Source organism: Marinomonas sp. 63XJN7_9_ISO-PGPR-S23-217, from assembly GCF_056173515.1.
In genome coordinates, this window is sequence record NZ_CM149678.1 from 3,128,566 (window position 1) to 3,147,783 (window position 19,218).

Genomic DNA, 19,218 nt, shown 5'->3' on the forward strand with positions numbered 1-19,218 from the left:
GGCTTTTATTTGTTCAAAAAAATGACGAAATCGATAGTCAGAGCCTTAATAAAAGGCCTCAAAGAGCTCTAAGTAACTAATGAGATATCTTGAGTCACTTAGGAAGGAATGTGAGCAAAAGACTCAGAAAAATAAAACCCCAGCAAAAAACTGGGGTTTATCAGTAACCTGAGGTCTTACCGACCTACTTTTGTTTCAACGATGTCTTTCAAACGTTCCAAACTTCTTTCAAAGTTGCTGCCAGCAATACGATTGGCCAATAAAGCCACATAGGGACTAAGCAAACCAGCCCGCAACTTACCTTGAATAAGCCAATCAACCTTGGTTTTGCCTCCGATAGATTGCAAGCGAATCACATTTCGAACCACATCGACTTCAGGCTTAGGCTTGACATCAAAGGTAATTTGGTCATTTCCAATGCCGGTCATCGTAATGCTACCTACCTTATCGGTCTTATTATAATGAATGGTTGCAGAGCGTCCTTTAGTATAAACCCCATTAAACGCCTCCACTCGCCCATCACTAATATACATCCAGTTTGGTAAAGCGTTCCCATCCAACAACACACTCATCACAGTCTGCTTGGATGAGTCTATTGTCACAGACCGCTCTACTTTATAATTCGTTGGCAGTAGCAATCCGACGATCACCACTGCCAAAATCACAAAGGCAGAAATACGCGTTACGGTGCGTAATTTATAGAGCGCTTTTGGATGCTCGGATGCCTTTGACTTCTTACTTGTCATATGGACCTGCTGCTTGTTCATCGATAATACGATATTCAGCAGACATAGCGTGCGCTTCAAGGGACTCGCCACGGGCTAGCGGAGAGGCAATTTTAGCTAATGCACTCGCACCTTCTGGTGAACAGTTAATCAAAGAACTGCGCTTTTGAAAGTCATAAACACCAAGTGGAGAAGAAAAACGCGCCGTACCAGATGTTGGCAATACATGGTTCGGCCCAGCGCAGTAATCACCCAAGGCTTCTGGCGTATGTCGGCCCATAAAAATAGCACCAGCATGACGAATCTTCTGGGCCCATTTTTCAGGCTCATCAACCGATAATTCCAAGTGCTCCGCCGCAACAATATTCGCGATATCCATAGCTTCATCCATGTCTTTGACATGAACAAACGCGCCACGATTTTCCAAGGACACTTTAATAATGTCGCGGCGACTTTGCGTTTCAATTAAACGCTCCATAGAGGCTTTAACATCATGAATAAATTTCTTATTAGGTGATATTAAAATGGCTTGAGCGTCTTCATCATGCTCTGCTTGAGAGAATAGATCCATGGCAATCCAATCTGGATTGGTTTTGCCATCACAAACCACAAGAATTTCAGACGGCCCAGCGATCATATCAATACCAACTGCACCAAACACCATACGCTTGGCTGTCGCAACAAAAATGTTACCAGGACCTACGATCTTATCTACCTTAGGAATGGAGTCTGTACCGTATGCCAAGGCTGCCACTGCCTGTGCACCGCCGATGGTAAATACACGATCAACACCCGCGATGTATGCAGCCGCCAGAACGATGTCATTCACAAAACCATCTGGCGTCGGTACTACCATAATGATCTCGCCAACACCTGCCACTTTCGCAGGCATGACATTCATTAGAACAGAAGAAGGATAAGCAGCCTTACCACCCGGAACATATACACCTACACGATCCAAAGGTGTTACTTTTTGACCAAGAATCGTACCGTCCGCTTCTTGATACTGCCAAGATGGCTGCTTTTGACGCTCATGATAATCATGGACACGTTTTGCGGCCGCTTCTAAGCTAGCAATCAGCTCATCGCTCACACGACTTTTTGCTGCCGCCATTTCTTCACGGGAAATTTCAAGTTCCGCGGCTGACGTCACCTGACGACGATCAAACTTATTGGTAAACTCAATAACCGATGAATCACCCTGTAGGCGCACTTGATTAACAATATGGGTTACCGCATCCTGTACCGATACATCAGACACAGAATCCCATGCCAGCAAGCTTTCCAATTCTGCTAAAAAAACCTCAGAATCCGTGGAGAATTGTCTAATATTTAGATTCACTACTTATCCTCGTTATTGTCAACTGCGCGACGAAGCATCTCAATAATTGGCTCAATCTGAGCGTATTTAGTTTTATAGGCAGCTTTGTTGACCACCAAGCGCGTACTAATATCAGCAATGAAATCTCGTGGTTCCAACCCATTCGCTTTTAGGGTGTTGCCCGTATCGACTATATCCACAATCAAATCAGCCAACCCCATGATGGGAGCCAGTTCCATCGCACCATAAAGCTTAATTACATCAGCCTGAATACCTTGCTCAGCAAAATAAGCCTTAGCAGTCTTAGTAAACTTAGACGCCACTTTCAAACGGCGAGCTGGCAGAGCTTCCCCCACCACTCCAGCCGTCATCAATCGGCACTTTGCAATTTTCAAATCCACCAATTCATACAAATTTTTGGTGGTCGCTTCCATTAATACATCTTTGCCTGCGACACCAAAATCTGCCACCCCATGCTCTACATAGGTAGGCACATCTGTAGCTCGTAAAATCACCAACTTAATATTGTCATGGTTGGTATCAAAAATTAACTTACGACTCTTATTAATATCTTCCGCTGGAATAATATTGGCTTTTTCCAATAGCGGTAAGGTTTCACCTAAAATTCGCCCTTTAGAGAGGGCGATAGTCAAAGTATTACTCATATTAATCTACCACTCGTGAAATTTTCGCGCCCAAAGAGCCAAATTTTTCTTCGATACATTCATAACCGCGATCAATGTGGTAAATACGATCAATCTTTGTATCTCCTTCTGCGACCAGAGCAGATAACACCAGACTGGCTGACGCACGCAAGTCCGTCGCCATAACAGGCGCCCCTTTTAGCTTTTCGCACCCACGGACGATGGCGGTATTGCCAGTAATTTCGATATCTGCCCCCATGCGAACCATCTCGTTCACATGCATAAAGCGATTTTCGAAAATATTTTCTACAACACTACCAACACCAGTCGCGATGGAATTAAGCGCCACAAACTGAGCCTGCATATCTGTTGGAAAAGCGGGATAAGGTGCGGTGCTAATGTTAACCGCTTTAGGACGCTTGCCTTCCATATCCAACTCGATCCAATCATCGCCGCAAGTCACCTTCGCACCAGACTCTTCCAATTTCGCCAGTACCGCTTCTAATGACTTCACATCCGTATCAATAACACGTACTTTCCCGCCAGTGATGGCAGCCGCTACCAAAAACGTACCCGTTTCGATACGATCTGGCATAACGGGATAAGTAGTACCATGCAGGGTTTCTACCCCCTCAATGGTAATAGTATCGGTACCATGCCCAGTTATTTTGGCTCCCATCGAAATCAGACATTCAGCAAGATCCACCACTTCTGGTTCTTTGGCCGCATTCTCTAGGATGGTTTTGCCTTCAGCTAACGTCGCCGCCATTAACAGGTTCTCTGTTCCGGTGACAGTGACCTTATCAAAGAAAATTCGCGCCCCTTTTAGACGACCATCAACGCTGGCAATAATATCGCCGCCTTCAACTTCGATCTTTGCTCCCATTGCTTCCAAACCGCGCAGGTGCAAATCAACAGGTCGACTGCCGATTGCACACCCACCTGGTAAAGAAACAGTTGCTTTACCAAAGTGACTGACCAATGGTCCCAAAACTAGAATAGAGGCACGCATTGTTTTAACCAACTCATAGGGTGCTTCTGAATTGTTCAATGTCGAGACATCCAATTGAACGCTCATTTTTTCATCAACCACTACACCACAGCCCATGGAGCCTAACAACTCTAACATGGTGGTAATATCATGCAGGTGCGGTAAGTTCTTAATAGTAATCAATTCTTTTGTTAGTAAAGTGGCAGCCAGAATAGGTAAAGCCGCATTTTTAGCACCTGACGCGCGCACAACACCATTGAGTTTAACACCACCGGAAATCAGTAGTTTATCCATATATTCCAATCTCTTATTATGATTTATTGCGCGCTGTATTGCTGTGGCGTCAGTGTTTTCATTGTGACGGCATGGATTGCGCCGCTAGAAATGGCATCTTGAAGATGAGAATAAACAAGCTGCTGTCTTTTTACGGTAGACATTCCCTCAAACTCCGAAGAGATAACAACAATACTAAAATTACAACCTTCACCTTCGGCAATGACCTTGCAATCGTTGATAGTGGCTTCTAAAAGTGCTTTAACTTCACTTGCGTTCACAATCACTCCAATTTTTAAATATTCACAGATAGAGACATTCTACCTTAGTCTTGCCAACTTCTTAACACCCATCCAGACAACTCCGCGTAAAAAAGCCGTCTGTTTTTGCCAGTAACCTTTGATCAAGCGGTCAAAAACAAAAAAATCCGAATTCAGCATAGCGAATTCGGATTTTTTATGAAATTCAGTGAGCGAGATCATCCAAAACCTTACCCACTTACTAGCAAATTAGGACTGTTTTTTAGATAAAGAATCTTTCCAAGCCGTAATAGCAGCATCAATATTATTGCTATTTTGCTGCATCATCACGCCAAACTGTTTGCGGAAAGTCAGTCCAAAATTGATGTTACTCACAACAACATTACTCAATTTCCAGTCATTGTTGCCATAATCTTCCATATAAAAGTTAATATCAATCAGCTTACCTGTATCCTGCTGAAAGGTAACATCTACTCTAATTTCATCACTACGATTTTGAGGACCTAATGGCAATACTTTGATTTTGCTAGGGTCTAAATCCAACAAGGAACCACCATAGGTTTTCAACAAGGTCTCCTTGGTCACAGTAGCAAAACGAATTCGCTGCTCAGGAGTCGCTCTACGATAGTACTTACCCATCACTCTCTTCGCGAATTCATCAAAATTAACCACTGGCGTGAGAATTTTATCTACTTTTTCGGACAATAACGCAGGGTTGTTTTTAAGCTCAGCTTTATCGGCCACAATCTGAGTACGAAACTCGTTAACAACTTTAACGACGGTATCACGAGCACCTTCCTCGTTATCTGCCCAAACTAGGGACGAAAACAGCGCCCCTACTAAAAACATCACGTTTATTACCTTTGACATGGTCTAAGTACTCCAATTCATTACTTTTTCGAGTCAGATTGACTGGTTTTATTAAACAAGAACTGACTAATTAAATTCTCTAACACCAAAGCAGATTGCGTATCGTATATTTGACTGCCATTTTTCAGCACTTTCTCATCAGCTCCAATCGTAATACCAAGGTATTTCTCACCCAACAGGCCACTTGTCAGGATAGCGATGGAACTGTCTACAGGAATATTGTTGATATCCGAATCGATTGCCATGGTAACTTTTGCCATGTAAAGCTTTTTATCATAGCTAATGGAGACAACATGCCCCACTGTAACACCTGCAATGGTTACTTTGGCACGATCTGTCAAACCACCGATATCATCAAATTCAGCAACGACTTGATAAGTATCTTTTTTGCCGGTAAATGCCAAACCACTCACTTGTATGGCAAGATAAACAAAAGCTACTATCCCCAAAACAATGAAACAACCTACCAATAACTCAACACGCTTACTTCTCATCCTAAAAATCTCCAAACATCGCAGCGGTTAAAATAAAATCCAACGCTAAAATAGACAATGAACCCAAAACGACGGTTCGAGTAGTCGCTTTCCCAATCCCTTCTGATGTCGGAACGCATTCATAGCCCTGATAGACAGCGATCCAAGTCACCACAACAGCAAATACTACCGCTTTGATTACTCCATTCATGACATCCGTATCAAAGTTAACGGATTGCTGCATAAGGGTCCAAAACGCCCCATCACTCACACCAAGCCAACCAACAGAGACAAGCATACCGCCAATGATACCAGCTGCCGAAAACACAAAACTAAGCAAGGGCAAAGAAATCACACCAGCAATAAAACGCGGCGCAATCACACGACGTAAAGGATCCACCCCCATCATTTCATAACTGGAGAGCTGCTCTGTTGCCTTCATCAAACCTATTTCGGCAGTAAGCGATGACCCAGCTCGACCAGCGAATAACAACGCCGTAACCACTGGCCCCAATTCACGCAACAAAGACAAGGCTAACAATTGACCAACAGATCCTGATGAGCCAAATTTTGCCAAAATACTATAACCTTGTAGGGATAACACCATTCCGATAAAAGTACCGGATACAATGATAATAACCAGAGATAACACGCCCACTGAATACAACTGACGAATCAAAAGGTTAATGGATTCCCCTAATCGAACGGGTAAACGAACGAGACTTTGAACAATAAATATTCCCGCTCTTCCAACCGCCTCCAACCAATCTAAAAAACCAGCGCCCAAAGAAATCAAACTATTCATCATCTTTGACTCCTCTGTTCATCAGCAACACTTTCCGGATAATGAAATGGAACTGGACCATCGGGCTCACCATTTAAGAACTGTTTTACTTGAGCATCGTCAGAGGCACGGATATCAGTGGGTGTCCCTTGAGCAATAACTCGACCACCAGACAAAATACAGACATGATCCGCAATGGATAACGACTCTTCTACGTCATGGGACACTACGATTGAAGTAATGCCTGACCCATCGTTTAACTGACGAATCAGCTCGACCAGAACACCTTTAGAAATGGGGTCCTGACCTGTAAATGGTTCATCAAACATAACCAGCTCAGGATCCAATGCAATCGCCCTAGCAAGGGCTACGCGTCTAGCCATCCCCCCTGACAATTCAGAGGGAAATAACCTTGCAGCTCCTCGCAACCCCACGCTGTGCAATTTTTCAAGCACAATGCTTTCGATTTTACTCGCATCAAAATTGGTGTGTTCTTGCAAAGGAAAAGCAACATTTTCAAAAACAGACATGTCACTGAATAAGGCACCACTTTGAAAAAGCATGCCCATTTTCTCTCTTACTTTATATAAATCTGAACGGGACAAGGAATGAATATCCTTCCCATCAACAAAAATATGACCACTGTCTGGATAAAGCTGCGCAGCGATTAGCTTTAAGAGAGTCGTTTTTCCGGTTCCACTTGGCCCCATCACAGCAGTGATTTTTCCACGAGGAATATCCAGCGACACATCTTCATATATCACCCTCTCCCCTCTTGAAAAGCGAAGATTCTGTACTTTTATATACCTATCCAGCACGGACCCACCTATCCTTTCCCAATATAATAGTCGCTGATACTAACACCCGCCCTTAGAAAATAGAATCGCACAATAAACGGAATCGAAATTGTTTCAAAGATCAAGTCTTGAATTTACACAGTAAACCTCATTAAATGGGACATCTTTTTGATTCATGAGTAAATAAAAGGTTATGCTGCTGTTTTCCGCTGCTCTAATTGCAGGCTTAGTCTTGCTGGTTATTAGTTCTGATAAATTCATTGAACATGCGGCGCTCGTTGCCGAAAAACTAGAAGTGAGCCCCATTGTTATTGGAGTAATATTGGTTGGGTTAGGCACCTCTGCGCCCGAAATGGTTGTGTCGGCGATTGCGTCATTTGATAATGCGCCTGGCATTGCCATTGGTAACGTATTAGGTTCCAACATTGCCAATATCGCATTGGTTTTCGGCGCTACCCTGTTGTTTTCCGCTGTACCAGTTACTAAAGATTTGATGCGCAAGGAGGTCCCCCTTGTTTTAACCATCACCTTGGTGACAGGCTGGCTACTTCATGATGGCACATTAAGCTTTTCAGACGGTATCGTATTGGTTTTCATGTTTATTATCATGATGATCATCATGCTCAAAGGCAGCAAAAACCTAGAAGAACAACTTTCCAGCGAGTTACCTGAGGATGATGGCAGCCCTGTCAGTAAATCCCTATGCATTTCATTTGTCAGCCTAGCGGTTCTGATTGGCAGCTCGAAATTACTTGTTTGGGGAGCCATTGGCATTGCTTCTGCTCTCGGTGTCAGCGACATGGTAATTGGCTTGACCATTGTGGCCGTGGGCACCAGTCTGCCAGAGCTAGCCGCCTCCATCAGCAGTGTGCGTAAGGGCCACCATGACATTGCCATTGGTAACATCTTAGGCTCAAATATGTTCAACTTGGCGACAGTGTTACCACTACCTGCGTTAATCGCACCTGGCGTAATTGATCAAACCACTTCGGGACGGGATTTCTATTGGGTTCTAGGATTAACCGTTGCCCTATCCTTGCTCATCTACGGATTTGCCAAAACCAAAAACCAAAGCATCCCACGCTGGATAGCCATTCCCTTACTCGTTTCGTACGCTGTCTATATTTTCTTCGTTAGCACTGGGGATTCTGTCTAATGATCAAAGCAAGCCACAAAAAACTACTACTAGGGGCTGGCAGCATTGTTATCATTACTCTTTTTTTCTGGGCGGGTTCATCCGATAATAAAAACTTGCTTCAGACTGATAATCTGAGCAGCACCCCCGATTATTTCATTACAAAAATACACGCTACAGAATTTGATCAAAATGGCAAACTGATAGAAACCTTGACCGCTGATAAAGGTCTACATTACAACAAGGGCGCAAAGACACTTCTCGAAAACCCAAAGGTAAAAAGAGTAGAAAAAACGGGGAACTGGGAAGCACAAGGAAAAAAAGGGATAATTGAAGATGGCAGTAGTGATATCCTACTAACAGATGATGCATCTGCCATAAAACATTACGTAGACTCACCAGACATCACACTAACAGCGGACAATATTCGCTATTTAGATAAACAACAGTCACTTACGAGTACAGGAAATGCAAAAATCCACTCAACACAAGGCGAAACAACTGCCGATGTCATTGTCACTTATATCAACACAGAAGAAGTTAAAATGACAGGATCTGTAAGAGGACAGTATGAAGCAACACATTAAGGTCTGTACTTTATTAACCAGCTTATTCATAAGCCAATGGGTAGTAGCGCTACCAGACGACACAAGCAAACCACTAAATATACAGTCCAATCAAGCCCACTTTGATCAAAAAACAGGCGAAGCCGTTTACACGGGCGACGTATTTGTAAAACAAGGTACGATTGAAATTCAAGCTCAGTATCTGAAAGTCATCACCAATCCTAAAACACGTAAATTTACCGAGCTAATCGCAACGGGCCATCCTGCCAAATTTAGCCAGCAAATCGATTGGCAAGGTAATATGATGATTAGCCGTGGCAATAAAGTTGTCTATAAGACGGCTCAGTCCAAAGTAGAAATTTTTGGAGACGGCTACCTGAATAGAATGGACGATAAAATCACTGCTGACCATATTGTGTACTACATTAACAATGGCACCTTCAGCGCCGAAAAAGAAGGATCAGGCCGAGTCTCTATGACTCTACAACCACAAACCGAAAAACAACAAGAATCCTCACAGAAAAAAGAGAACTAAATGGCTGTTTTAGAAGCAAAAAACCTCGCAAAAAGTTATAAAAAACGCCAAGTGGTTAAAGATGTGTCACTTTCTGTCGAGTCAGGTCAAGCGGTTGGCTTGCTTGGTCCTAATGGCGCGGGCAAAACAACCTGTTTCTATATGATCGTTGGCATGGTCACCAACGATGCTGGCGGCATCTTTATCGATGGTCAAGACATCACCAAGAATGCCATGCACACCCGAGCTCAAAAAGGCATAGGCTACCTCCCCCAAGAAGCCTCTATTTTTAGAAAAATGTCGGTAGAAGACAATATTTATGCCATTCTTGAAACACGAAAAGAACTTAATAAAGCTCAAAGAAAAGAACGACTAGAAAGTTTATTAAAAGAATTTCATGTCACTCACATTCGCTCTAACTTGGGTATGGCATTGTCTGGTGGTGAACGGCGCCGAGTTGAAATCGCGCGGGCACTGGCGATGAACCCCAAGTTCATATTACTTGACGAACCATTCGCTGGTGTGGATCCTATTTCAGTGGGTGATATAAAGCTCATTATCAGGCACTTACAAGAAAGTGGTATTGGGGTGTTAATTACCGACCACAACGTCAGGGAAACCCTCGACATTTGTGATAAAGCCTACATTGTTGGTAATGGTCATATCATCGCATCAGGGGATGCTGACACGGTTATCAACAACGAACAAGTGAAAAAAGTCTATTTAGGTAACGACTTCCGCTTATAACCTCTTATTTTTGCAACTCAAAGGGAGTAACATGCATAACTTGTTCCATATTTCTTACTTTCAACTTAACGATAAAAGAGTTGCTCTATGAAGCAGTCTTTGCAATTAAAGCTCGGTCAACAACTGACCATGACACCACAGCTGCAGCAAGCCATTCGTCTACTGCAACTTTCAACACTGGATCTAAAACAGGAGATCCATGAATTTTTGGAGTCTAATCCACTACTGGAAATTGACGATGAGGAATATACCTCAAGTGATACCTCATCCGCATTGAGAGAACGCGACAGTGATAACACACACTCTGCCGAGAAAAAGGCTGAGTCAAATAATAGCGAAGAAGCAAAAGTCGAATCAGAATGGACTGACAGCATTCCAGAAGAGTTATCCATTGATAGTGACTGGGATGATACCTATCAAAATTCAGCGTCTGTCAGCCACTCAAATAACTATGAAAATGATGGGGATTTTGAAAGTCGTAGCGCGCCAGAAGAAAGCATTCAAGACCATTTAATTTGGCAACTTAATCTCACGCACATGTCTGATCGGGATATTGAAATTGCTTACGCCATCATTGAATGCGTTCAGTCCGACGGATACTTGAGTATTACCCCAAATGACATTTGGGAATCATTGAGCACTGAACTTGAAGACCTTGAGCTTGATGAAGTCATTGCTGTTCAACACCGTTTACAACGCTTTGATCCGGTCGGCGTATGTTCTATTGATCTGCGTGATTGCCTGTTAGTTCAATTAGAACTTTTCCGCGATCATCCTTTGTACAAAAGTACTTATAATTTAGTAGACAATTATTTACCTCTGCTGGGTAATCGCGATTTTGCACAGTTAAGCCGGAAAACAAAATTGAAAGAAGAATCACTCAAAGAAGTGATTGAACTAATACAACAACTCAATCCACGACCAGGATCCATTATTGATGCAGACGATACGGATTATGTTATCCCCGATGTGTCTGTTAGAAAGCGTAATAACGTCTGGCAAGTTGAACTGAACAATGACGCTCTTCCACCGGTTAAGATAAATGAAACCTATTCGGCCATGGCATCAACGGCTTCCACATCAGAAGACGTCACGTATATCAAAAACTCCTTACAAGAAGCTAAATGGTTCATGAAAAGCTTGCAAAGCCGTAATGAAACCTTACTAAAAGTCACCAGCTGCATCGTAAATCGACAAATCGATTTCTTTGAGCTTGGTGAAGAAGCGATGAAACCCATGGTACTTCATGATGTCGCAGAAGAAGTAGGCATGCATGAGTCCACTATTTCCCGAGTAACCACACAAAAATACATGCATACCCCAAAAGGCATTTTTGAGCTGAAGTACTTTTTTTCCAGCCATGTCAATACCGCTTCTGGAGGGGAATGTTCTTCGACCGCTATTCGAGCTATGATTAAGAAGCTCGTTAACGAAGAGCCTGCCAAAAAACCGCTTAGCGACAACAAACTAGCCAGCATTTTAGCGGAACAGGGTATTCAGGTTGCTAGACGAACGGTGGCAAAATATCGCGAGGCGATGAATATTCCGCCTTCTAATGAACGTAAACGACTCTTCTAATACGGATACATTTCTTTATGCCTTTGAAATCTATATTGAAAGCTGAACTCGTTATCGCCAAACAGGATATTATTAGCAAGAAACGCGTACTAGAAAGCATTGCTGATGTTGCGTCAAATCGATTACATTGCGACAACGAAGCAATTTATGATGCATTATTAGGACGCGAAAAACTTGGTAGTACTGGCATAGGCAATGGTATTGCCATCCCCCATTGCCGTTTGGAAAGCGCTAACCATACAGCTCTGGTTGTGATGTCATTGCAATCCGCCATTAACTTTGACTCCGTGGATAAGCAAAACGTGGATTTAATTTTTGCTTTAATCGTGCCTCCTAGCGAATGCGATAACCACTTATCAACCCTGTCAGAAATTGCTGAGTTGGCGCAGTCTACCGAAAAACTCGATAAATTAAGAGCGGCCGAGACCAACCAAGCCCTTCTTGATGAATTAGAATCACTATTGAATTAGATTTAATATAATAAGGAAAAAGGTATGTTGGAAGAGTCGGTCACCATCATCAACAAACTTGGCCTACATGCACGAGCCGCAGGAAAACTGGTCGAAACCACTTCTCGATTTTCTTGTGATGTTACCATCGAGAAAGACGGGCGCAACGTTGATGGTAAAAGCATTATGGCAATGATGATGCTAGCTGCTGGTAAAGGCACCAACATCACCATAAAAACAAATGGAGAAGATGAAGAGGATGCCATCAAAGCGATTATTGCATTAATCAATAATCGCTTTGGAGAAGACGAATAAGGACAACAATGCCAGATAAAAATACACTCGCCCACCTACAAACGGTCACAGAGTCTTTAGAGTCTGGCGCCACACTACAGACGCGCTATTTGCTAAATGGCGCCTTACCCGCACAAGAGGTTGCTAGCCTTCTAGAATCCTCACCTCCTAAAGAACGTAAGCAACTTTGGGAACTCATTGAAGACAAAAACCAAGGCGAAGTTCTTCAGTATCTTAACGAAGACATACGCTTACAGTTTTTGGAAAACATGAGCACCCATCGAGTGGTCGCGGTATCTGAACACTTTGAAAGCGATGATTTAGCCGATTTACTGCAACATCTCCCAGACAAAGTGGTAAGCGAAGTACTCTTATCCATGTCCCCTCAGGATAGACTAAGAGTTGAAGCCTTATTAAGCTACTCGGAAGACTCCGCCGGTGGCTTAATGAACACGGACACTATTACCATTCGACCTAATGTCACCTTAGATAGAGTATTTCGTTACCTTAGACAATATAAACAAATTCCTGACATGACAGACAGCTTATTAGTTGTCAGTCGTTCAAATCGACTATTAGGGATCCTCCCCTTAGCAAAACTCCTTGTCTGTGATCCAAAAACCACCGTACGTGACATTATGGAAACTGACCACACCACCATCCACTCAAACACATCCGTAAGCGAAGTCGCTCAAGTGTTTGAAAAAATGGATTTGGTTTCCGCCCCCGTTATTGATCGCAGTACAGGAAAGCTACTTGGACGCATTACCATTGATGACGTAGTCGATGTCATTCGAGATGAGGCCGAACACTCCATGCTCAGTATGGCCGGTTTGGACGATGACGAAGACACCTTCTCGCCAATCATGAAAACCACACGCCGCCGTGCCGTTTGGCTAGGCATCAACTTAATCACCGCCTTTATTGCTTCTTATGTCATTGGTCTTTTTCAAAACACGCTCAACCAAGTGGTCGCACTGGCCGTTTTAATGCCCATTGTCGCCAGCATGGGAGGCATTGCTGGCTCTCAAGTTCTCACTTTGGTCATACGTGGGATCGCTTTGGATCAGATTGGCTCAGCCAATATGCGATGGCTATTAAATAGAGAACTGATTGTCGGCCTACTCAACGGACTCCTTTGGTCAGCCATTATTGCCATACTGACAGCAGTTTGGTTTGACAACATCAAGATTGCCTATATCATTGCGGGGGCGACAATCATCAACCTTTTGATTGCTGCACTGACTGGAACTCTTTTACCAATTTTCTTAAAAAAACTTGGTATCGACCCCGCCTTAGCGGCCAGTGTTATTTTGACTACCGTGACCGATGTGGTCGGCTTTTTAGCCTTCCTTGGTCTCGCCACCATTTTTTTAGTATAGGTTCCCATGACTGACTTTGATCAATTTAATGAAGACGACATCCCGAAGAGTAAAACGCAGATCAAACGCGAAATGGAAGCCCTGCAAGAAGTCGGTAAAAAGCTGTTAGCGCTAAGTAAAAATCAGCAAAAAAAAGTCGTGATGTCAGACACACTTAGGGACGCCCTAGCCGAAGCCGATCGCATCAAACAACGAGAAGCGATGAGAAGACACCTTCAATACATAGGCAAGGTAATGCGTACCGAAGACCATGAAGCGATCGCCAAGCAAGTCGCTATGTTTGACACAACCTCAGCGGCCTATAATAAATTATTCCACCAGTTGGAAGCAAAGCGTGACGAATTAATTGGTGAGCATAGCAAAGAAGCTCTCTCACAATACCTAGAAGATCATCCAGGATTAGAAGACATCCAGCTCTTAAGACAGCTTATTCGCCAATCCCAAAAGGAAGTCTCAGAGGATGGCAACACCACCAATCGCAAAAAGCTATTCCGTTACCTTCGAGAGGTTGAGGAAAAGAAACTTGGGCTGAAAGACTAGTTTCTCTCCGAGCGCCTTTTATTAACTTGACTGATGAGTCAACCCCTTCACACAAAACAAAGGCCCAAGAGCCATCTCTTGAGCCTTTTCAACCGTTATCACCCATAAAATTAATATACTAACCTAGCTAATGAAGCGTCGGTGTTCCAAACAAGGCATTTTAGTACGACATGAATTTAGGCTGCTTTTATCTATCTCACCTACAAAATACCCAGGCTCTTCTTCCAACTGATGCAACATCTCGCCATTTGGAGAATATAAAACACTGTGCCCATAGGTTTGACGCGTTTGCGTATGCCAACCACATTGATTCACGCCCATCACAAAACACTGATTTTCTATAGCTCTGGCCGCCAGCAGAGTATTCCAATGTGCTTTACCTGTCACATAGGTGAAAGCGGCAGGAACGAGTATAAGTTCCGCTCCTTCTTTGGATAGATGCCTAAAAAGCTCAGGAAAGCGGACGTCATAACAGATGGTCAGTCCCACTTTAAAGCCATCAACTTCAAACATTTTGACTTCCAAGTCTCCAGGCTCGATATAATCGGACTCACGGTAAGAACCAGCTTTATCGTCCACAGACACATCAAACAGATGAATCTTGTCATAACGCTGTATCAACTCACCATTAGGATCGAAAACCATACAAGACTGACGCACCCGCTGATTAGCGACAAGCTCTCCCCCCTCATTCACAAGACTAGGGTGAGAGCCAACCACTAAATAGACCTCATTGAAGCGGGCCCACTCAGCGACTTCCCTCAACAGTACCCCTTGATCATCAGATTCAGCAAGATCACGCATAGCTTTGCCATTGAACAAAAAAACATTCTCAGGCAATACGATAACTCGCGCGCCATCATCAGCAGCTTTGACTACCCATTTTTTAACTTCTTGCAAATTTTCTTTAAAATCTGCACCACTGGTCAACTGAATCGCAGCAATACGAAGGGTGTCTGTCATCTATTCGATCCTTTTTTAAATTTGTGAACAATAGGCGTAAGAATAGGATTATTAAACGACCCTTGAACCTTATACTGAACACTGGTCACTTTGGAAATCTGATCACCTATCAATTTATCGGTTAAATATAGCAACCCAGCGATCTGAGGAGTCGACCAAATCAACCCAGCTAATGGCAATGTACCACTAATAGGTAACGTTGCCGTTAACACCTCATCCAAGGTCTCATTGACAATGTCAGCCTTACCCTCAATAGACAAATCTGCCGATGGAGAGATTATCGATAAGGGTGTCGTTGTTTGTACAATACCCTTATTAACAACAAAGTCTCCCTTAATGCTATAATAGGTCAGCCCCGGCTCAAAAAGATCAGAGAAATCCAGTGATAGCCGGCGCGTAAATGACTCAACATTAAATATACCAAAGACCTTAAGAAAAACAGGCATATCGTCCACTTTTGACGCGTTACCATCGGATGCAGAAAACGCGATACGCCCAGAAACCGTCTTTCTGTTAAACTCAAACGGGTTACCCTGCCAAAATAATGACACATTAATATCGTATTTTTGTGACGTTATAAATGCACTTTTAGCGAACTTCTTCGTTAATTCCGCTAAATCTTTACCTTTAATGGCCATTGCCAACTCAACTTTCGAGCGCGAACCATCATCAACCCATATCAAACGACCATCGAAACTCCCTTGTTTTAAAGCAGAAGACAAAGGGTCAATTCGTAATTCATTACCATCGCTCTCAATCGTAAGATTCCAGTCCCCATAGGGCCTCTGATTAATAAACAACTTATTAATCGATAAATACATACTAGGGATGTCATTAGCATGTATCGGCGGCTCACTTATCACATCTTGCTGATTAGCGGCTTGGCCTTGCTTACTTTTCTTATCCTCGGCACCTTTCTTATCCGCAGTGCTGGGCGCCGTCGTCCAATTCAAATAACCAATACGCAATCTAGGTTTATTCTTATAGGTATCTAACATGAAGTTCATCTCATCTGAAGCGACTTTTAGGAGTTTATCCCCATCGCTATAGGTCACTTTCATGTTGTGGAAGGTGTTTTGAGGGTTAACTACCACTTGATCAATAATAAAATCAACTTTACGGAGCCATTTTGGCACTGCCAAAGAAGCGGATAAATCAGCGACTTTCTTGGCACTATGTGTTTTCCCCACATCAGAGGCTGGAGTGCCAACCGGCGCTGAAAAGAATGCCTTTTTCCATGCATCCACATCTACTTTTTTCATCTGACCATCAACAGATAAGCCCTTATAAAGAGCCTGATCCAGTGGTTTTTTACTGTTTACTAGAACTTGTCCACCAACAAATTCAGCCGATTTAAACAAAAGCTTAGAGCGAACTTTTGCTCCATATTGCCCCTGGATAACAAGGTCATCTTGATGGGACATAATCTTCAGAGAAAGTGGCTCAGATACCTTTGCTTGCTTATTAAAGGGCTTAGGCAAATCGATACGAACGCCAGAAAGATCACTATTAACGGTTAAATCAACTTGCCCAACTTGAGCCTGATTGACACTAAGAAAAGCGGAATACTTCATGCTTCCCGATAGATGAGACACCAAAAACTGCGGTGCTTTTTGCCATTTTGCAACATCACCAATCTTTGCCGTTCCCGTCATATCTGCCTGAATAACCATACTACCGTCTGTTTTATTTTTAGAGGACATAGAAATAGTTGTATCACCCGACAATGCTTGGACGTCGAAACGAGTATTGTAAAAACCTTTACTCGAATCAAAGTGCAATTGACCTTGCTTAACCCTTGTATTTAAGTTGACATCGCCGATATACAACGGATTATTTTCGAATTGCAAATTAAGACCGATTTTGGGATCAGAATGGTCATCGGATAACGGAATTTTAACAGAAAAGTCCCCTTTCATTGGTCCTGATATGCGCCATTTGTCAAAGGCGGACAAAACAGAATTTTTCAGTGGCGTAGTACGAAGCAGAGCTAAAACAGACGTTGAGTTCTGTTCTAAGCTACCATGAACATTCACCCAATCAGCCTTATTTTTATCAATCGGCAAATCGACGAACACATCTTTAACGGCAAAACCTGATAACATGCCGGACTTCACGGCCACATGCAAACCCGATTTTTCCAACTCAACATCACCATTTACCTGTCTTGCCACGGGCCAATCTTTAGCAAAAGCCACGTCAGTATCCTTCACGTTCATCTTCATAAGAACGTTCGCATCATCACCCTTTCTAAGCCCTGTCTGGACAACGAGGCTCATGTTATTGATCGTCCCTTTTCCAGACTTGAATGCTTGATTCAACCAGTCCATTGTCGATGGATCTAACACCCCTTTGGGAATGTATTCGTTGCGGTCTTTCACTGCCACATGATCAAGCCCCAAACTGAGCGACAACCAATCTGACTCATTTGGCCGAGACTCTAGCCTAAAGCCCCCAACAACTTGAGTATTATGACGAGATAGATACAAATCCGTACCAGACACAATGAAGGCTCCTTGGTTTTCCCCCCATTTCACCTGTCCAGACATTTGATCAACATCCCACCCTTTATCATAGACAGTTGGGAAGTCAAGATAACCATTCCTACCCTTAAACTTAACCATTCCACCTTCGTCCGTTAAGTTGAAGGTACCGTTTAGATGAGTTGCCTTAGGAATACCATTAAACCCATCGATAGAGGCATTTTGAAAATTACTTAGGTAATGATAGGAAGGTTCCTTGCCATGAAAATCTAGCAATAGCGATCCGTTACTTGCAACCCCCTTGGGGTTTAAGCCTTTTAACAATGAAGAGACATGCCACTGGGGCTGTAAAAAGTTAGCAGCAATCCTATTAACCATACCTAAATCTATCTGATCAAATTTAATAAAAGAACGGTCACTAGTATCAGACCAGTCATAAACCAGATTAGTGGTAGCGGCAACATGACCTGTCTCATCCTCAATGGACAGATCATTCACACTCAGGGATAAACTAGGAAAACGCTGACTAAAACGAAGTTTGAAATCAGGATGAGTTTGATAGGCTTGGCCATTCTTTAGCGCAACAGCAAGAGTGGTACTTTGCCCCTGTAAATCAATAGAATGACCCACTCGATAATTCAGCCAAAACTTACCGCCAACCTGAACACTGTTGAAGGGTTTGGCCCACGAAAACGAACTGTCAGCCAACGACAGTTTAATATTGGGCACATTGATATTAGCTTGAACATGATAGTCGCCTATCACTCCCAATAACTGTGATACTTTGGCGTTGATGGTAAATGGGGCAGATTTACCGTCCAAATACGCATTTATCTTAATCCAAGAGCTAAAGTCACTTTGAAATACATACGCTTTTGGAATCAATAACTCGTGAGCCCCCAATTGATCGCTATCCAGAATGATCTTGGCATCTAGCATGGAGAAACGCTTTTGCGCCATCAAATAACCGAGAATTCTCTCGACTCCCACATCATCCTGAACATCATGGCTTGCCTTGGCCCCTTTTAACAGCCACTTACCTTGTCGTTCTTGAAGCGCCACAGAAGGTTTGGTAAATCGAACGTAAGTGAATTGTGGACTAACGGTTAAAAGAGATTTAATGGTATTGAGGCGAATGCGAATTTCTGACACAGAAACAACAGATTGACCATCGATATCCAGATTCACATCGGAAGCATAAACAGTAGGATCAATCCCTTCTAATCCTCCCCCTATCTTTCCCAAAGAAATATGGTAGCCCGAGATTTGACTCAAATTTCGTTCTATCTGCGGACGGTACTCATTCAAAAGCGGCAGCAGCAACTTAGCAGCGACAATAGCAAGTGCTAAAAAAGCAACAATGAAGACTAAAATCCACCAAATAATACTAATCGCGCGCTGCAGCGGTTTAGCCATCCAAGTTTCTCCG

The 19,218-nt window shown here is 43.1% G+C and carries 20 protein-coding genes; 9 read left to right on the forward strand and 11 right to left on the reverse strand.

Annotated features, from left to right (window positions below; all coding sequences use genetic code 11):
• Positions 1–176: 176 nt before the first annotated feature.
• The 9 genes from AC0VYI_RS14630 to AC0VYI_RS14670 all read right to left on the reverse strand — a co-directional run bounded on the left by AC0VYI_RS14630 (position 177) and on the right by AC0VYI_RS14670 (position 7,105).
• Entirely contained in the window at positions 177–746 is a 570-nt protein-coding gene (locus AC0VYI_RS14630) for an SRPBCC family protein (protein ID WP_475443776.1), read from the reverse strand.
• A complete protein-coding gene (gene hisD / locus AC0VYI_RS14635) occupies positions 736–2,067 on the reverse strand; it encodes a histidinol dehydrogenase (RefSeq protein WP_475443778.1) in 1,332 nt (443 codons plus the stop codon). The genes AC0VYI_RS14630 and hisD overlap by 11 nt, the downstream gene beginning before the upstream one ends.
• Complete coding sequence (gene hisG / locus AC0VYI_RS14640) at positions 2,067–2,711, reverse strand: ATP phosphoribosyltransferase (protein ID WP_199474732.1); 645 nt, start codon at positions 2,709–2,711, stop codon at positions 2,067–2,069. The genes hisD and hisG overlap by 1 nt, the downstream gene beginning before the upstream one ends.
• 1 nt (position 2,712) lies before the next feature.
• Positions 2,713–3,975 (reverse strand): UDP-N-acetylglucosamine 1-carboxyvinyltransferase, encoded by a 1,263-nt coding sequence (murA, locus tag AC0VYI_RS14645; RefSeq protein WP_475443780.1) that lies wholly within the window; start codon positions 3,973–3,975, stop codon positions 2,713–2,715.
• Positions 3,976–3,998: 23 nt separating this feature from the next.
• A complete protein-coding gene (locus AC0VYI_RS14650; RefSeq protein ID WP_199474730.1) occupies positions 3,999–4,235 on the reverse strand; it encodes a BolA family protein in 237 nt (78 codons plus the stop codon).
• Between the two features lie 228 nt (positions 4,236–4,463).
• Entirely contained in the window at positions 4,464–5,084 is a 621-nt protein-coding gene (locus tag AC0VYI_RS14655) for an MlaC/ttg2D family ABC transporter substrate-binding protein (protein ID WP_475443782.1), read from the reverse strand.
• Between the two features lie 20 nt (positions 5,085–5,104).
• Complete coding sequence (gene mlaD, locus AC0VYI_RS14660) at positions 5,105–5,578, reverse strand: outer membrane lipid asymmetry maintenance protein MlaD (protein ID WP_199474728.1); 474 nt, start codon at positions 5,576–5,578, stop codon at positions 5,105–5,107.
• Between the two features lies 1 nt (position 5,579).
• Positions 5,580–6,362: a lipid asymmetry maintenance ABC transporter permease subunit MlaE gene (gene mlaE / locus AC0VYI_RS14665; protein WP_199474841.1), complete on the reverse strand. Its 783-nt coding sequence runs from the start codon at positions 6,360–6,362 to the stop codon at positions 5,580–5,582.
• Entirely contained in the window at positions 6,362–7,105 is a 744-nt protein-coding gene (locus AC0VYI_RS14670; RefSeq protein WP_475443785.1) for an ABC transporter ATP-binding protein, read from the reverse strand. Before AC0VYI_RS14670 ends, mlaE begins: the two co-directional genes overlap by 1 nt.
• Positions 7,106–7,331: 226 nt before the next feature.
• Between AC0VYI_RS14670 and AC0VYI_RS14675 the strand changes: the two genes are divergently transcribed.
• The 9 genes from AC0VYI_RS14675 (at position 7,332) to yjgA (ending at position 14,343) form a co-directional block, all read left to right on the forward strand.
• Entirely contained in the window at positions 7,332–8,294 is a 963-nt protein-coding gene (locus tag AC0VYI_RS14675) for a calcium/sodium antiporter (protein WP_199474726.1), read from the forward strand.
• Entirely contained in the window at positions 8,294–8,860 is a 567-nt protein-coding gene (gene lptC, locus AC0VYI_RS14680) for an LPS export ABC transporter periplasmic protein LptC (RefSeq protein ID WP_199474725.1), read from the forward strand. Before AC0VYI_RS14675 ends, lptC begins: the two co-directional genes overlap by 1 nt.
• Entirely contained in the window at positions 8,844–9,374 is a 531-nt protein-coding gene (lptA, locus tag AC0VYI_RS14685; RefSeq protein WP_199474724.1) for a lipopolysaccharide transport periplasmic protein LptA, read from the forward strand. Before lptC ends, lptA begins: the two co-directional genes overlap by 17 nt.
• A complete protein-coding gene (lptB, locus tag AC0VYI_RS14690) occupies positions 9,375–10,100 on the forward strand; it encodes an LPS export ABC transporter ATP-binding protein (RefSeq protein WP_199474723.1) in 726 nt (241 codons plus the stop codon).
• An 87-nt stretch (positions 10,101–10,187) separates the two neighbouring features.
• The gene (locus AC0VYI_RS14695; RefSeq protein WP_475443788.1) at positions 10,188–11,678 is read left to right on the forward strand and encodes an RNA polymerase factor sigma-54; all 1,491 of its coding nucleotides are present in this window, start codon (positions 10,188–10,190) and stop codon (positions 11,676–11,678) included.
• 17 nt (positions 11,679–11,695) lie between these two features.
• The gene (locus AC0VYI_RS14700) at positions 11,696–12,148 is read left to right on the forward strand and encodes a PTS sugar transporter subunit IIA (RefSeq protein WP_199474721.1); all 453 of its coding nucleotides are present in this window, start codon (positions 11,696–11,698) and stop codon (positions 12,146–12,148) included.
• A 24-nt stretch (positions 12,149–12,172) separates the two neighbouring features.
• A complete protein-coding gene (locus AC0VYI_RS14705) occupies positions 12,173–12,442 on the forward strand; it encodes an HPr family phosphocarrier protein (protein ID WP_199474720.1) in 270 nt (89 codons plus the stop codon).
• 8 nt (positions 12,443–12,450) lie between these two features.
• Positions 12,451–13,803, forward strand: coding sequence for a magnesium transporter (gene mgtE / locus AC0VYI_RS14710; protein ID WP_199474719.1), 1,353 nt, complete (start codon positions 12,451–12,453; stop codon positions 13,801–13,803).
• A gap of 6 nt (positions 13,804–13,809) precedes the next feature.
• Positions 13,810–14,343: a ribosome biogenesis factor YjgA gene (gene yjgA, locus AC0VYI_RS14715; RefSeq protein ID WP_475443791.1), complete on the forward strand. Its 534-nt coding sequence runs from the start codon at positions 13,810–13,812 to the stop codon at positions 14,341–14,343.
• A 123-nt stretch (positions 14,344–14,466) separates the two neighbouring features.
• Here the strand turns inward: yjgA and AC0VYI_RS14720 are convergent, their stop codons facing one another.
• Together AC0VYI_RS14720 and AC0VYI_RS14725 are read right to left on the reverse strand one after the other, a co-directional pair.
• Positions 14,467–15,306, reverse strand: a complete 840-nt coding sequence (locus AC0VYI_RS14720) for a carbon-nitrogen hydrolase family protein (protein WP_475443792.1) — start codon at positions 15,304–15,306, stop codon at positions 14,467–14,469.
• Positions 15,303–19,205 (reverse strand): YhdP family protein, encoded by a 3,903-nt coding sequence (locus tag AC0VYI_RS14725; RefSeq protein WP_475443793.1) that lies wholly within the window; start codon positions 19,203–19,205, stop codon positions 15,303–15,305. Before AC0VYI_RS14725 ends, AC0VYI_RS14720 begins: the two co-directional genes overlap by 4 nt.
• Positions 19,206–19,218: the final 13 nt, after the last annotated feature.